15 protein-coding genes are annotated in these 14,747 nt (G+C 61.5%); 5 read left to right on the top strand and 10 right to left on the bottom strand.

The features are described 5' to 3' along the window. Positions 1 to 5: 5 nt before the first annotated feature. The 6 genes from rodA to ACIGEK_RS18595 are packed head-to-tail and all read right to left on the bottom strand — an operon-like array spanning position 6 to position 5,881. The gene (gene rodA, locus ACIGEK_RS18620) at positions 6 to 1,109 is read right to left on the bottom strand and encodes a rod shape-determining protein RodA (RefSeq protein ID WP_397494897.1); all 1,104 of its coding nucleotides are present in this window, start codon (positions 1,107 to 1,109) and stop codon (positions 6 to 8) included. Positions 1,110 to 1,147: 38 nt separating this feature from the next. Next, positions 1,148 to 3,037 (bottom strand): penicillin-binding protein 2, encoded by a 1,890-nt coding sequence (gene mrdA / locus ACIGEK_RS18615; protein WP_397494741.1) that lies wholly within the window; start codon positions 3,035 to 3,037, stop codon positions 1,148 to 1,150. Between the two features lie 13 nt (positions 3,038 to 3,050). Continuing rightward, positions 3,051 to 3,518 carry a 23S rRNA (pseudouridine(1915)-N(3))-methyltransferase RlmH gene (rlmH, locus tag ACIGEK_RS18610; RefSeq protein ID WP_397494740.1) on the bottom strand — a complete coding sequence of 156 codons (468 nt, stop codon included), beginning with the start codon at positions 3,516 to 3,518 and terminating at the stop codon, positions 3,051 to 3,053. A 12-nt stretch (positions 3,519 to 3,530) separates the two neighbouring features. Continuing rightward, positions 3,531 to 3,902 (bottom strand): ribosome silencing factor, encoded by a 372-nt coding sequence (gene rsfS, locus ACIGEK_RS18605; protein WP_397494896.1) that lies wholly within the window; start codon positions 3,900 to 3,902, stop codon positions 3,531 to 3,533. A gap of 40 nt (positions 3,903 to 3,942) precedes the next feature. Then, the gene (gene nadD / locus ACIGEK_RS18600) at positions 3,943 to 4,602 is read right to left on the bottom strand and encodes a nicotinate-nucleotide adenylyltransferase (protein ID WP_397494739.1); all 660 of its coding nucleotides are present in this window, start codon (positions 4,600 to 4,602) and stop codon (positions 3,943 to 3,945) included. A 13-nt stretch (positions 4,603 to 4,615) separates the two neighbouring features. Then, complete coding sequence (locus ACIGEK_RS18595) at positions 4,616 to 5,881, bottom strand: glutamate-5-semialdehyde dehydrogenase (RefSeq protein WP_397494738.1); 1,266 nt, start codon at positions 5,879 to 5,881, stop codon at positions 4,616 to 4,618. A 329-nt stretch (positions 5,882 to 6,210) separates the two neighbouring features. On the opposite strand from ACIGEK_RS18595, the gene ACIGEK_RS18590 reads away from it, so the two are divergent. Continuing rightward, a complete protein-coding gene (locus tag ACIGEK_RS18590; protein WP_397494737.1) occupies positions 6,211 to 7,440 on the top strand; it encodes an alpha/beta fold hydrolase in 1,230 nt (409 codons plus the stop codon). Between the two features lie 103 nt (positions 7,441 to 7,543). On the opposite strand, the gene ACIGEK_RS18585 is transcribed toward ACIGEK_RS18590, so the two are convergent. Continuing rightward, entirely contained in the window at positions 7,544 to 8,398 is an 855-nt protein-coding gene (locus ACIGEK_RS18585) for a class I SAM-dependent methyltransferase (protein WP_397494736.1), read from the bottom strand. Positions 8,399 to 8,506: 108 nt separating this feature from the next. Between ACIGEK_RS18585 and ACIGEK_RS18580 the strand changes: the two genes are divergently transcribed. Together ACIGEK_RS18580 and ACIGEK_RS18575 are read left to right on the top strand one after the other, a co-directional pair. Next, positions 8,507 to 9,223 (top strand): DNA-3-methyladenine glycosylase, encoded by a 717-nt coding sequence (locus ACIGEK_RS18580; protein WP_397494735.1) that lies wholly within the window; start codon positions 8,507 to 8,509, stop codon positions 9,221 to 9,223. After that, positions 9,220 to 10,536, top strand: coding sequence for a bifunctional DedA family/phosphatase PAP2 family protein (locus ACIGEK_RS18575; RefSeq protein WP_397494734.1), 1,317 nt, complete (start codon positions 9,220 to 9,222; stop codon positions 10,534 to 10,536). Before ACIGEK_RS18580 ends, ACIGEK_RS18575 begins: the two co-directional genes overlap by 4 nt. On the opposite strand, the gene ACIGEK_RS18570 is transcribed toward ACIGEK_RS18575, so the two are convergent. From ACIGEK_RS18570 to ACIGEK_RS18560, 3 genes are read right to left on the bottom strand one after another with little or no spacing between them, the layout of a single operon-like run. Next, positions 10,530 to 11,117 carry an LON peptidase substrate-binding domain-containing protein gene (locus ACIGEK_RS18570; RefSeq protein ID WP_397494733.1) on the bottom strand — a complete coding sequence of 196 codons (588 nt, stop codon included), beginning with the start codon at positions 11,115 to 11,117 and terminating at the stop codon, positions 10,530 to 10,532. The genes ACIGEK_RS18575 and ACIGEK_RS18570 overlap by 7 nt on opposite strands. Before the next feature lie 10 nt (positions 11,118 to 11,127). Beyond that, positions 11,128 to 11,838 (bottom strand): LrgB family protein, encoded by a 711-nt coding sequence (locus tag ACIGEK_RS18565; protein WP_397494895.1) that lies wholly within the window; start codon positions 11,836 to 11,838, stop codon positions 11,128 to 11,130. A 2-nt stretch (positions 11,839 to 11,840) separates the two neighbouring features. After that, the gene (locus ACIGEK_RS18560; RefSeq protein ID WP_397494732.1) at positions 11,841 to 12,200 is read right to left on the bottom strand and encodes a CidA/LrgA family protein; all 360 of its coding nucleotides are present in this window, start codon (positions 12,198 to 12,200) and stop codon (positions 11,841 to 11,843) included. 217 nt (positions 12,201 to 12,417) lie between these two features. Here ACIGEK_RS18560 and ACIGEK_RS18555 point away from each other — a divergent pair, with 217 nt between their 5' ends. Continuing rightward, positions 12,418 to 12,873, top strand: coding sequence for a MaoC family dehydratase (locus ACIGEK_RS18555; protein ID WP_397494731.1), 456 nt, complete (start codon positions 12,418 to 12,420; stop codon positions 12,871 to 12,873). 140 nt (positions 12,874 to 13,013) lie between these two features. After that, complete coding sequence (locus ACIGEK_RS18550; RefSeq protein ID WP_397494730.1) at positions 13,014 to 14,741, top strand: C13 family peptidase; 1,728 nt, start codon at positions 13,014 to 13,016, stop codon at positions 14,739 to 14,741. Positions 14,742 to 14,747: the final 6 nt, after the last annotated feature.

Genomic DNA, 14,747 nt, shown 5'->3' with positions numbered 1-14,747 from the left:
CCCAATCAAGCCTGTGTCATCCACTTACGATGAGTGTGGATCGACATCAAAATTCCAAACCCCGCCAGCAGGGTGATCAACGAGGTGCCGCCATAGCTGATAAACGGCAGCGGCACACCCACCACCGGCAGCAGGCCACTGACCATACCGATATTAACGAAGACATAAACGAAGAAGGTCATGGTCAGCGCGCCGGCGAGAAGCTTACCGAACAGCGTCTGCGCTTGCACGGTAATCACCAGGCCGCGACTGATCAACAGCATGTACACCAGCAGTAACAAACACACGCCAACCAGGCCGAATTCCTCGGCCAGGACGGCGATGATGAAGTCAGTGTGGCTCTCCGGCAGAAAATCCAGGTGCGATTGCGTGCCTTGCAACCAGCCCTTGCCGAGTACCCCGCCCGAACCAATCGCCGCCTTGGACTGGATGATGTTCCAGCCACTGCCCAGCGGATCACTCTCCGGGTTGAGGAAAGTCAGCACGCGCTGTTTCTGATAATCACGCATAACAAAGAACCACATACCGATGGCAATCGGCACGACCGCCGTTACCGCACCGATCACCCAACGCCACTGCAGCCCAGCGATAAACAAGACGAAGCCGCCCGAGGCGATGATCAACAGCGAGGTACCCAAATCGGGCTGCAGCAAAATCAGCACAAACGGCACGATGATCATCGCCAGGCTGATGCAAATATGCTTCAGCCGCGGCGGCAAACTGCGGTTCGACAGGTACCAGGCAATGGTCGCCGGCATGATGATCTTCATAAACTCCGAGGGCTGAAAGCGAATCACCCCTGGGATATTGATCCAGCGTGTGGCGCCCATGGCGTTATGCCCCATGACATCCACCGCCACCAGCAAGCCAACGCCGCCGACATAGGCCAAGGGTATCCAGCGCGCCATAAACCGCGGCTCGAACTGGGCAATGATAAACATGCCGACCAGGCCAATGCCGAAGGAGCTGGCCTGCTTCATCAGCATGTCGACGTTCTTGCCACTGGCGGAGTACAGAATAAACAGGCTACCAGTCGCCAGAATCAGCAACAGCAACAGCAGAATGCCGTCGATGTGCAGGCGCTGCAGCACGCTGGCACGGCGACGCAGCAAGTCTTCGGTGGATAAGTTTCGGTCGAAACTATTACTCATGGCGCGATAACCTCAGCCGCCGCCGGCGGGGCATATTCGGCCTTCAACTGGCCATTCTCATCCAGCAGCCAGGCATCGATCACCTGCTTGACCACTGGGGCGGCAACCCCGGAACCCGACTCGCCGTTTTCGACCATCACCGCCACGGCAATCTGTGGGTTATCCGCCGGCGCAAAAGCGACAAACAGCGCATGGTCGCGATGACGCTCAGCCACCTTGCTACGGTCGTATTTCTCGCCCTGCTTGATCGCCACCACCTGCGCGGTGCCGCTCTTGCCCGCCATCCGGTACAGCGCCGCATCACCTACCTTGCGCGCGGTGCCGCGTGGGCCGTGCATCACCTGCTCCATCCCATGCCGCCCGTTATCCCAGAACTTCGGATCACGCAGCACGATATCGGGTAATGGATTGGGGTCTACGGGGACGCGCCCCTGAATGGTCTTGGCCAAATGCGGACGAATCCATTTGCCGCGCGTCGCCATCAGCGTCACGGCCTGGGCCAGCTGCAATGGCGTGGTCTGCATGTAGCCCTGACCAATACCGAGAATCAGCGTTTCCCCCGGATACCAAGCCTGACGGTAACGTGCCCGCTTCCACTCGCGCGAGGGCATCAGCCCGGCGGTTTCTTCAAACATGTCCAGCGACACGCGCTGACCCAGGCCGAAACGGCTCATGTAGTCATGCAGGCGGTCGATGCCCATCTTGTGCGCCAGCGAGTAAAAATAAGTGTCGTTGGAACGGGAGATGGCCAGATCCATATCCACCCAACCATCACCCGTGCGGTTCCAGTTGCGGTATTTGTGGCTGTGGCCCTGCAGCTGGTAAAAACCGGGGTCGAGCACGCGGGTCTGCGGCGTCACCACTCCGGCATCCAGCCCCGACACGGCAACCATTGGCTTGATGGTCGAGCCGGGCGGATAGAGGCCACGTAACACGCGGTTGTAAAGCGGTCGATCAATAGAGTCGCGCAAATCGGCATAGGCCTTAAAACCGATGCCGGTCACAAATGGGTTTGGGTCAAAACTGGGCTGACTGACCATCGCCAGCACTTCACCGGTCTGCGGCTGAATCGCCACAATAGCGCCACGCCGGCCTGCCAGGGCGGCTTCGGCAGCCTCCTGCAAGCGAATATCGAGGCTCAGCACAATGTCCTTGCCGGGCGTCGGATCGGTGCGCTTGAGTACTCGTAATACGCGGCCACGGGCGTTGGTTTCGACTTCCTCGTAACCCACCTGGCCGTGCAGATCATCCTCATAGAAGCGCTCGATACCGGTCTTGCCGATATGGTGCGTACCGCTGTAAGCCACCGGATCGAGCTCTTTCAGCTCTTTCTCGTTGATCCGCCCGACATAGCCCACCGAATGAGCAAAGTGCTCACCCAACGGGTAATGCCGTACCAGCTGCGCGACGACTTCCACCCCTGGCAAACGGAACTGATTGATCGCCACGCGGGCAATCTGCTCTTCCGTCAGTTCAAACAGCACCGGCACCGGCTCGAACGGCCGGCGCCCCTGGCGCACGCGGCGCTCGAACAACGCCCGCTCATCCGGGCCCAGCTCCAGCACGTCGACGATCCCGTCGAGCACCTGCAGCCAGTCACCCGCGCGTTCGCGGGTCAGGGTCAAACTAAAACTGGGACGGTTATCGGCGACGATCACCCCGTTGCGGTCATAGATCAGCCCACGGCTCGGCGGAATCGGCTGCACGTGGATACGGTTGTTTTCCGCCAAGGTGGTGTGGTGTTCGAACTGCACCACCTGCAGGTAATACATGCGCGCCACAAGCACCGAGGTCAGCAGCAAAACCACCACAGCACCGACCACCGCCCGCTTGCGGATCAGGCGGCCGTCTTTCTCGTGGTCTTTGAGGCGGATTGGTTGCGGCATCGGTGGCTGCTGGTTACTTGTGGTAAGGGTGGCCGGACAATACAGTCCAGGCACGATACATCTGTTCGCCGATCAGAATACGCACCAACGGGTGCGGCAAGGTCAACGGCGACAACGACCAGCGCTGCTCACTGCGCGCCTGCACCTCAGGCGCAAGCCCTTCCGGGCCGCCGACCATCAGATTGACAGTGCGCGCATCCAGACGCCATTTATCGAGTTCGACCGCCAACTGCTCGGTGCTCCACGGTCGTCCTTCGACTTCCAGGGTAACAATCCGTTCACCCGGAGCGACCTTAGCCAGCATGGCCTCGCCCTCCTGACGGATCATCCGCGCCACATCAGCATTCTTGCCGCGCGTGGTCAGCGGAATTTCCACCAGCTCCAGGGACATTTCGCTGGGCATGCGCTTGGCATATTCCTGCCAACCTTCTTCCACCCAGCGCGGCATGCGCGAGCCGACGGCGATCAGTTTGATCCGCACCGCTGCGCGTCCTTATTCCTGCTCTGGGCCCGGCTCAGCGCTGAACTGCGCACGGCTCTGCTCGGCACCCTGCCACAGACGCTCAAGGTCGTAGAACTGGCGGGCAGTTGGCAGCATCACGTGAACCACGATATCGCCGAGGTCGAGCAGTGCCCACTCGCCGGTGTCCATGCCTTCAGTGCCGATCGGGCGCACGCCCTGTTCCTTGACCTTCTCCAGCACGTTGTCGACCAGCGATTTGACGTGACGGCTGGAGGTACCGCTGGCGATCAGCATGAAATCGGTGATGCTGGTCTTGCCGCGTACATCAATAGTGGTGATGTTCTGCGCCTTAATCTCTTCCAGAGCGCTGATGGCCAATTTGACCAGGTCTTCGCTCGGCATTGTTTTTGCGTTCGTCATAAGTAACTCGTTTGCCTCTTGTTCAATTCGCGCCACGGTACAGTCCGTGGGCATGGATATAGGCCAGTACCGCGTCAGGCACCAGAAAACGTGCCGACTTTCCGTTCGCCAATAGCGAACGGATCTGGGTAGCGGACACCGCCAGGGGTGTCTGCCAGATAAAAGCAATTTGCCCACCCGGCCCACTCAGGGCCGACGGGGCATTCACACTGCGCGCCGCCAACAGGTTGCGCAGCGCCTCCGGCGCTTCACTGTCGGCATCCGGGCGCTGCAAAACCAGAATATGGCAGTGCTGCAGCAACTCATCCCAACGCTGCCAACTGGGTAAACCGCAAAAGGCATCCCAACCCAGCAGCAGAAACAACTGATCATCCGCTGCCAACTCACTGCGCAACGATTCCAGGGTATCAATGCTGTAGGACGGCTTGTCGCGCTGCAGCTCGCGATCATCCACCTGCAACACCCCGGCATCGGCTACCGCCAACCTGACCATGGCCAGGCGATCCTGCGCACTGACCTCTGGCGCGCTGCGGTGTGGCGGCCGCGCGCTTGGAATCAGACGCAACTCATCCAGCTGCAGCGCATCGGCCACTTCCACCGCGCTGCGCAGATGGCCGATATGCACCGGATTAAAGGTGCCGCCAAGCAGGCCGATGCGTCGAGCGCCGTCGCGTCGGGCCATCAGGTACGCCCCATCAGGTACGAATGTGCCCGTCGCCGAACACCACGTACTTCTCGCTGGTCAGTCCATCCAGGCCAACTGGACCGCGCGCATGCAGCTTGTCGGTGGAAATACCGATCTCCGCGCCCAGGCCGTATTCAAAACCATCGGCGAAACGCGTCGACGCGTTGACCATTACGGAGGCAGAGTCCACTTCAGTGAGGAAACGCCGCGCATCACTGAAGTTCTCGGTGATGATCGCGTCGGTGTGCTGCGAGCCATAATGGTTGATGTGCTCGATGGCCGCATCAAGCGAGTCGACGATGCGAATCGCCAGGATCGGCGCGTTGTATTCGGCAAACCAGTCGTCTTCGCTGGCTTCCAGCACGTCACTGCCCAGCAGAGCGCGGGTCGCGGCGTCGCCACGCAGTTCAACCCCCTTGTCGCGGTAAATGGCGGTAAGCGGCGGCAACACCTTGGCGGCAACGGCGCTATGCACCAGCAAGGTTTCCATAGCGTTGCACGGCGAGTAGCGCTGGGTCTTGGCGTTATCGGCAACCCGAATCGCCTTGTCGAGATCAGCGGCAACGTCGATGTAGACGTGGCACACGCCGTCCAGGTGTTTGATCACAGGCACCTTGGCGTCGCGGCTGATGCGCTCGATCAGGCCCTTGCCACCACGCGGCACTATCACGTCGACAAACTCCGGCATGGTGATCAACGCACCAACGGCGGCGCGATCCGTAGTTTCCACCACTTGCACGGCGCTGGCCGGCAAACCGGCCTCGGCCAGACCGAGCTGAATGCAACGAGCAATCGCCTGGTTGGAATGAATCGCCTCGGAGCCACCACGCAGAATGGTGGCGTTACCGGATTTCAGGCACAGGCTGGCGGCGTCGATGGTCACGTTCGGCCGCGACTCATAGATGATGCCGATCACACCCAGCGGCACGCGCATCTTGCCGACCTGAATACCCGACGGCAGGTAACGCATATCGCGGATCTCGCCGATGGGGTCCGGCAAGGTAGCAACCTGACGCAGGCCTTCGATCATGCTGTCGATCACCGCCGGGGTCAGCGCCAGACGGTCAACCATGGCCGGTTCCAGGCCACCCGCGCGCGCGGCGGCAAGGTCCAGCTCGTTGGCGGCAGTCAAATCGCTGCGCGCCGCATCCAGCGCGGCGGCGGCGGCCTGCAGGGCACGGTTCTTCTGCGCGGTACTGGCGCGCGCCAGCACACGCGAGGCGCTGCGGGCGGCCTGTCCCAGGCGGGTCATATAGTCGAGCACGGACTCAGTCATGGTCTTGGCAGGTCTGGCGGTTGAAAAAAGTCGCTGAGTATAACGGTCGCGCCGCTCCACGCCCAGCGCTGCGCGGCGGACGGTATTCGGCCGTTGCAAAAGGTTAGCGTGACCACCAAGACAAGCTAGATAGTTTTTCAGCGACGGGTATACAGCGCGTTCACTGCAGCCCGGGGTAACGCTGGCAAACTCCGCACTGCCCGCAACGCGGATAAACAGTGACATCGCAAGCCATCAGCCGCCCGAAGGTTAGGTAAACAAAAACCGCCCGAATGTTTACCTTGCCATTAAAAGCAAGACAGGCGGCCGACCGCCGGGGTGGGATCAGCATGCATTACCGTACCGACTACTGCGCCGCACAACTCAACGAAGCTCCGCAGGTGCTGCACCTCGGCGAACTGCGCCTGCACTACCAGGCCTACGCCTGCCGCAGCCATGACCCACGCCCGCCAGTGTTGCTACTGGGCGGCGCATTCCAGAGCTTTCGCTCGTTTGCTGCCGAGGTCAGCGAGCTGCTCGGCGAGCACCCAGTGATTCTGCTCGACCTGCCCAGCCAGGGCGGCAATCTGCAACTGGTGCCAGACCTGAGCCTGGAACAGCTGGCCGACCTAATCGCCGCCTTCGCCGATGAACTCGGCCTACCGCCGCTGATGCCCATTGGCCTGTCCTACGGCTCGGCCCTGGCCGCTCTGTTTGCCGCTCGCCACCCAACACGCTGCGCCCGCGTGTTACTGGCCGGGATTACCGCCTTTGGCCGCCCCGGCGCGCGGCTGCTGCTGCAGGAAGGTCTGGCACTGCTGGCCGAAGGCCGTTGCGAGGCCTTTGCCCATGGCGCGCTGACCGGCCTGCTCAACCCCTTGCGCCTGGAACAAACCGGGGTGGCTCCGGTATTTCGCAAGGCGCTGTTGCGGCAGATCCAGCGCCTGTCACCCGCCGATATCGAGCGCTACCGGCAAAACAGCCAGCGCCTGCTGGATTTCCAAGGCTTTAATACGCACCCCAGCTGCCCGACTCTGGTGCTGGCCGGCGAATATGACCACTTCACCCAGCCATGGGAGCACGCGCATTTTGCTGCCGCCTGCGAACAGGCCAGCTGCGCACTGATCCACAACGCTGATCACCTTGCCCAGTTCGAACAACGTGATGCCTGCGCCAGCCTGTACACCCCATTCCTGCGCGGCGAAGCCCTGCCAAACCGCAGCCCAGGCAGCAGCCTGCTGGCCAACCCGCAACTTCTGCAGCTGGAAAAACGTCATGAACCACGCTTGCCGCCCAGCCAGCGCAAAGCCTACCTGCAGCATGCCGAGAGCGGCGAATGGGCAGTCGATATCAGCGAATTGGGTTTCTTTGGTGGGCTGTTGCAAGCTGATCCGCCAGCTATCCGCGACATGCGCGGCTGGCAACTGCTGTGCAAAGACCTACCCGCCCAGCCCCTGCTACCCCTGCGTCAGGATTCAAACGGCCTGGCTTTCGTCTTCCCGCACAGCGACCAGCAGGCCAGTCAGGCCCTGGCGACACAATTCCAGCCACAGCCGCTACCAACAGCAGCCTGCGCGTAGGATGGGTCAGCGGCAAGTTCAGCTCAAGCCGACCCACCTTGCCTGCGCCGCGTCCCCCTCCGAACCTCAGCCCCGGCTACACCCTACGTCCTGGCGCGACCGTTTATACCCGCGCTTCAATCACCCGCACTAACCCAGCACTGCGCGACGGCATCAGGCCAAGCGCCTGGCTTGTACAGCTCGGGTCGAACACTGCAACCTGGCTGAAGCCACACTTCTCAAAGCCCTGCACAATCGCCTGATCATTGCGGTAGTGCAGCGGATAGTTGCCACGGGTGAGCCGACCAATCAGGCCGACGCCCCAGCGCAGCTGGCGATAGCGCGGGTGCTCGCGCAGATCCGGGTAGAGTTCGGTTAGGTAGGTAGCCTGGGGGAAGTCGCGCAGCTGATCGGCCAGGCGCGCCCAGAACGACTCGATCAGCGCCAGCTCGAAGTAATTCACCAAGCCTTCGGTAATCACCACCACCGGTTTGCTGTGATCAAGCTCGGCGAACAGCGACGCCAGGCTTTTGCTGCCCTCCTCGGCGAGGATATCCACTGCGCGCACCTGATGCTGGCTACCCAACCAACCTTCGGCATTCAGCAGCAGGCGTTTGCGCGCCGCCATCACCGGCAGATCGGCCTCGATATAACGTAGCTGCGGGTAACGTGCGGTAAAGCGCCGGCCGCGTGGCGACAGGCCACAGGCAATCTCCACCACCTGACGCACCTCACCCTGCTCAATCGCCGCAGTCAGCTGGGCGTCGATCTGCAAGTGCCGCTGCAGCAGAAATTGCTCGATATCCAGACCGAAACCGACCCGCGCGCCCCAGGTGATTGGGCTGAGCAAACCATGCACAAAACGCCCGAAACCGGTGGCAAAGGCTGCATCCGCCAGCTGGTGGCGATACCAGATATAGCCGGTGTAATGGGCACTAGGGCTGATATGGGCGCTGCTGACGCGGGCACGTTCAGACATGATTCAGACTCTTATTGTTATGATCATGGGCCGCTTAACGACGCTCAGCTGAGTGTCCGAAACGGCAACAACCCCAGCCTATGCCCTGCCGAGTAAGCACAACACCGCATGCCAGCCGATCCCAACCTAAGTTTGCCCTGGCCTCAAGGCCGCGCATTGCCGGCCAGCTTCTTCGACCGCGACGCACGCCTGCTAGCCCGTGAGCTGCTCGGCAAGGTGATCCGCCATAAACAGGACGGGCGCTGGCTCAGCGCGCGAATTATCGAGACTGAGGCCTACTACCTGAGCGAGAAAGGCAGCCACGCCTCCCTCGGCTACACCCACAAACGCCGCGCACTGTTTATGGATGGCGGGCATATCTACATGTATTACGCCCGCGGCGGCGACTCGCTGAACTTCAGCGCCCAGGGCCCCGGCAATGCGGTGCTGATCAAATCCGCCCACCCCTGGCAGGACGCATACAGTGGCGCAGACGCCCTGGCACAGATGCAGGCGAATAACCCCGACGCCCAGGGCAAGCCACGCCGCCGCGAAACCCTCTGTGCCGGGCAAACCCTGCTGTGCAAAGCCCTGGGCTTGAAAGTGCCGGATTGGGACGCGCAGGTTTTCGATGAGCAGCGCCTGTTTGTCGAAGACCTCGGCGAGCGTCCGCAACAGATCGTGCAATGCGCGCGCCTGGGCATCCCCCATGGCCGCGATGCACACTTGCCCTACCGCTTTGTCGACGCTGCCTTTGCCCGCCACTGCACCCGCAACCCGTTACGGCGCGGCCAGTTGGCCGGCCAGGACTACCACTTGCTAACCCCCACGGATGAACACCGATGAGCCAATGGTTCGACACCCTGACCCTCTGGCTGAGCGCCAACCCCGAATGGCTGGGCCTGGCAATTTTCTTGCTTGCCTGCGGCGAGTGCCTGGCGATTGTCGGCCTTCTAGTGCCAGGCACCGTGCTGCTGTTCGCCGTAGCAGCCCTGGCTGGCAATGGCGCGCTGGGCCTGGGCGAAACCCTGCTGCTAGCGTTCTTCGGCGGGCTACTCGGTGATTGTCTGTCCTATGCCTTGGGCCGCTACTTTCATCAGGACATCAGCCGCTTGCCTGTGCTGCGCAATCACCCGCAGTGGCTGAACAGCGCCCACGGTTACTTCGTGCGTTACGGCGTCGCCAGCTTGCTGGTCGGGCGATTTATCGGCCCACTGCGGCCCATGCTGCCGATGGTTGCCGGTATGTTCGACATGCCCTTCGTGCGCTTTTTTATCGTCAGCCTGCTGGCCGGCGTCGCGTGGTCAATCGCCTATATGCTGCCTGGCTGGGCCACGGGTGCAGCGCTGCGCCTGCCGCTGCCAGAAGGTTTCTGGACACAAGCCGGGGCCATTGGGGCCGGCGTTGCACTGGTGGTGGGCGTTAGCGTGCAAGGCAGCCTGCGTCGTCAACGGCACACCAGCCTGCTGACTGCGGCGGCAAGCCTGGCCCTGTTGATTGGCCTGATGCTCAGCTGGCCGCACCTGAGCCAGCTCGATCAAGGCCTACTGACTTTGGTGCAAGAGCATCGCAGCCCAGCGCTGGACACCCTGATGGTGTTGGTTACCCGCCTCGGCGACTTCACCACTCAACTGGCAGCAGCCGTACTGTTGTGCCTGGCATTGCTAGCCACCCGGCAATGGCGAACCTTATGCCTGGCCATCGGCACCCTACTCGGCACAGCATTGGCCAACGGCGCGCTGAAGGCGCTTTTCGCTCGCAGCCGCCCCGACGTGCTGCTGGAGCCGCTGGGCAGTTTCAGCTTTCCCAGCGGGCACAGCTCGGCGGCCTTCGCCTTCTTTCTGTTGCTTGGGGTACTGGCCGGGCGCGGGCAACCGCCGCGCATGCGCCTGACCTGGTTATTGCTGGCCAGCCTGCCGGCCGCAGCGATTGCAGGCTCGCGGATTTACCTGGGGGTGCATTGGCCTAGCGACATCATCGCCGGCGCCATGCTGGCTGCCTGTTTCTGCGCACTGAGCCTGGCTGTGGTGCAATGGCGCACGCCACTGCCGGCGTTGTCGGGGAAAGTCTGGTGGTTGTTACTACCGGCAGTTATCGCTCTGCTCAGCGGCATCACCACCTGGCAGCTGTCCTCTGGGGCACTGCTGTACCGTTACTGACGCTCGCCCTGCAACAACTCCAGCAGCTGTTGCAACAACTCCAGGCGCAGCTGCACGTCGTGAATTTCGAGCAACTGCAGCTTTTGCTCGGCGTCCAGCGGCAACAGGTAGGCCAACTGATTGGCCAATACCTCCTGGCCCTCAGGCTCGCTCGGCATGCCCAGCGATGCCACCAGTGGATGAGCACTCAGCGCAGCGAGCAACGCCACCAGGTCGGCATGCCCTGCTTCCAGCGGCTGCTCCGGCTGCTCATCCAGCCACTCGACTTCGGCCAGAGTCAGTTGATCCGGCAACAGCTGAGCGCGCTGCACGCGAAAACGCCGACCACCCTCGACGCGAATCCCCAGCAGCCCATTGGGCCGCTGCTGAAAATCACGAATCAACGCCTCGCAGCCTATCGCCGAGAACTGCCCGGCCGCCTCGCCCACCTCGGCGCCATCAATGATGCAGACCACACCAAAACCTTGGCCCTGCTTCATGCAGCGGCTGATCATGTCCAGATAACGCGCTTCGAATATCTGCAAATCGAGCATGCAGCCGGGAAACAGCACGGTATTCAATGGGAAGAGCGGTAAGGTCACAGGCGCCTCCTTATAGCCACAACAGAATAGTCAGTGGCAGCAGCACAGCGGTGAATACGCCCATCAGGCTCATCGCCAGGGCGGAGAACGCGCCGCACTCCTCGCCTTCCTGCAACGCCCGTGCGGTGCCAACGGCATGCGCGGTCAGGCCCAGAGCCATACCTAATGCGGCAGGGTGATGCACGCCAAAGCGCTTGAGCAGCGCAGGGCCAATGATGGCGCCAATGATCCCGGTGATCATTACAAACACCGCAGCCAGGGCGGCAATCCCGCCAATCTGGTTGGCCACCAGCATGGCTATCGGCGAGGTTACCGATTTCGGCGCCATGCTCATCAGCATGATCTGCTCGGCACCGAAGGCCCAGGCCAGGGTAATGCCCAACACCGTGGCAACCACACCCGCTACCAGCAAGGTAATCAGGGTGGGCCAAAGCAACTGGCGAATCCGCCGCAGATTGACGAACAGCGGCACCGCCAGCGCCACAGTGGTTGGCCCGAGGAACAGCGTCAGCGCGGCGGCGCTGTCCTTGTATTCGGCAAAGGTCAGGCCGCACGCCAGAAGAATGCCGATCACCGCGAGCATCGACACCAGCACCGGCTGCAAGAACACCAAACGAGTTTTCTCGTAAGCGGCAATCGCCAACTGATAAGCACCGAGAGTGATGCCGACGCCAAATAGCGGGTGGTGCGTCAATGCCTGCCAGGCGGCATGCCATTCCAGACTCATGCATCCTCCCGGCGTTGCTGGCGGTCGATCAGTTTCTGCATCAGCCAGCCAGCGAACACGATGGAGATCAGCAGCGACAGCAACAGTGCACCGGCAATCGCCCAGAAGTCGGCAAAGATATCTTCTGCATAGGCCATCACCCCCACCGCCGGCGGTACCAGCAGCAGCGGCAGGTATTTCAGCAGGCTGCTGGAGGCTTGCTGCAACGGCTCGCCCACCTCGCCGCGCAACAGTAGAAAGCCGAACAGCAGCAGCATGCCGATGATCGGCCCCGGCAGGATCGGAATCAGCAGGACATTCAGCGCAGTGCCGAGCAACTGGCACAACACCAGCCAGGAAAGGCCACGAAGCAGCATGACGGGTAATCTCCGAATCGTATGATCCCAGACGCAGTGCCGCGCATTATAAGCAGAAGCGCCCGGCAAGGGCCGGTTTACAGCGGTTGCCTGGCAATAGCGTAACGGTTACGACGCGTACACGAGGCACTTGACCCTGCGGCAAACCCATGATGATCTTAGGGCAGAAGGATTTACGCCCCAAAAAAAACAACACTTGCGTCTTCAAGGAGAAACCATGACATCAGTACCCGCCGCCGAATTGCCCAGCTACATCGGTAAAGAACTCGGTCGTTCCGAATGGCTGACCATCGACCAGGAACGCATCAACCAGTTCGCCGAATGCACCGGTGATCACCAGTTCATCCACGTCGACCCAGAAAAAGCCAAACTCACCCCATTTGGCAGCACCATTGCCCACGGCTTCCTCTCGCTGTCACTGGTGCCCAAGCTGATGGAAGGCATCATGATCATGCCTAAAGGGCTGAAGATGGCCGTCAACTATGGCCTGGACAGCGTGCGCTTTATCCAGCCGGTGAAGGTCAACTCCAAGGTTCGTCTGGTGGTCACCCTGACCGATGCCAACGAAAAGAACCCCGGCCAATGGCTGCTCAAAGCCAAGGTTGTGCTGGAGATTGATGGCTCGGAAAAACCTGCTTATATCGCCGAACCACTGACGCTCTGCTTCGTTTAAGTACTGCAGCCGGACAAGGGCGCACAGGTATCTGCCCGTGCGCCTTTCTTATTTTCATGTGCCTACCGGTGCGCTCAATCACGGCACTCAGGGCGCTATAAGGCATACTCGGCAACGACCTTCCAGCCTGGATTTTCCGCATGCGCCACCTCGCCCTCCTGGCCCCTCTGAGCCTCGCCCTGTTGCTGATCGCCTGCGGCGATGGCGAACCGTTGCTGCCACCGGATGCCGTACTGCCTGACGGCGGGCGCTATCGTGGCGAGGTTGTCGATGGCCTGCTGCAAGGCCCAGGCCGCCTGGATTACAAGGATGGCAGTTATTACCAGGGGCTGTTCAAGGACGGCCAGTTCAGCGGCCCCGGCGAATGGCGCAGCAAGCACGGTGAGTTTTACAGCGGCGAATTTCAGGCTGGCGATTTCCATGGCCAGGGCAGCCTCACCTACAGCGATGGCAGCCGTTACGAGGGCGGCTTTGCCAACGGCATGCCCAGCGGCGAAGGCCACCTGAAAGGCAGCCAGCTGGAATACCGCGGTGAATTCAGCAAGGGCCAGTACAGCGGCCTAGGCAAATTGCAGTGGAGCAACGGCGCCAGCTTCCAGGGCCAGTTCAAGAAAGGCGAACCCGACGGCCAAGGCGTACTCACCGACGCTGAAGGCAATGAGTTCATCGGTACATTCGATGACAGCCAGCTCAATGGTCAGGGCAGCTTCAAGAACCTTGGCGGCGATCTCTACAGCGGCCAGTTCCGCGACAACCAGTTCCACGGCAAGGGCCGTTATCAGAGCGCTGATGGCGAAGTCTGGAGCGGGCGCTTCGCCCATGGCAGCCTGACTGGCAAAGGCGAATTCAAGGGCAGCGACGGTAGCCATTACACCGGCCAGTTCAGCGACTGGAGCTACCACGGCGAAGGTCGTCTGAGCCTGGCCGATGGCAGCGTTTATCAAGGCAACTTTGCCTACGGCAAATACCAAGGCATCGGCAGCCTGACACTGGCCGATGGCAGCCAGCAAAGCGGCACCTGGCAGAACGGCCGGCTGATTCGTGACGCTCAGGGCAACGCCATACCCGACGCACTGGCCACCGGCCTGCTGGAACAAGGCCGGCTGCTCGATGCCGCCATCGCCAAACTGCCCGCCTCGACCCCGGCCATCGAGCTGTATGCCCTGACCCTGGCCGGTGACGGCAAGCAAAGCGTGTTTATGCGTGAGGCCGATTATGTCGGCAACCTGCTGCAGGAGCGCTTCGCCGCCCACGGCCTGATCACTTTGGTCAACCATCGCGACCACCTGACGGATCGCCCGCTGGCCACCAGTGCCAGCCTGGGCCGCAGCATTCAGGCCCTGGCTGAACGCAGCGGTGAAGAAGATCTGATCTTTATCTACCTGACCAGCCACGGCTCAGCCAAGCATGAACTGAACCTCGACCAGCCGCGCATGCAGCTCGACGACCTGCCCGCCAGCGAGCTGGCAGCGTTGCTCGAACCACTGAAGGATCGGCACAAGGTGCTGGTGATTTCGGCCTGCTACTCCGGCGGTTTTATCCCCAAGCTGCAGGATGAAAAAACCCTGGTAATCACCGCCGCACGGGCCGATCGGGTGTCCTTCGGTTGCTCGGAGGAAAACGACTTCACCTACTTCGGCCGCGCCCTGTTTGCCGAAGCCCTGCAGCAGACCGACGACCTGCAGCGCGCCTTCAAACTAGCCCATGCCAGTGTCGCCGAACGCGAAAAAACCGACGGCTTCGAACCCTCTGAGCCGCAGATCTGGCCCGCCAAAGCGGTACTCACACAGTGGCGCAAGCTGCGTGAACAGCAGGCCGAGCGCGCCCTGAGCAATGCACTTGAAGCGCAATCTGCGGTCAACCCATAACAGCCA

It is taken from the genome of Pseudomonas sp. NPDC079086 (assembly GCF_044542155.1).
Taxonomy (GTDB): Bacteria; Pseudomonadota; Gammaproteobacteria; order Pseudomonadales; family Pseudomonadaceae; genus Aquipseudomonas.
This window is presented reverse-complemented; position numbering and strand designations above follow the sequence as displayed.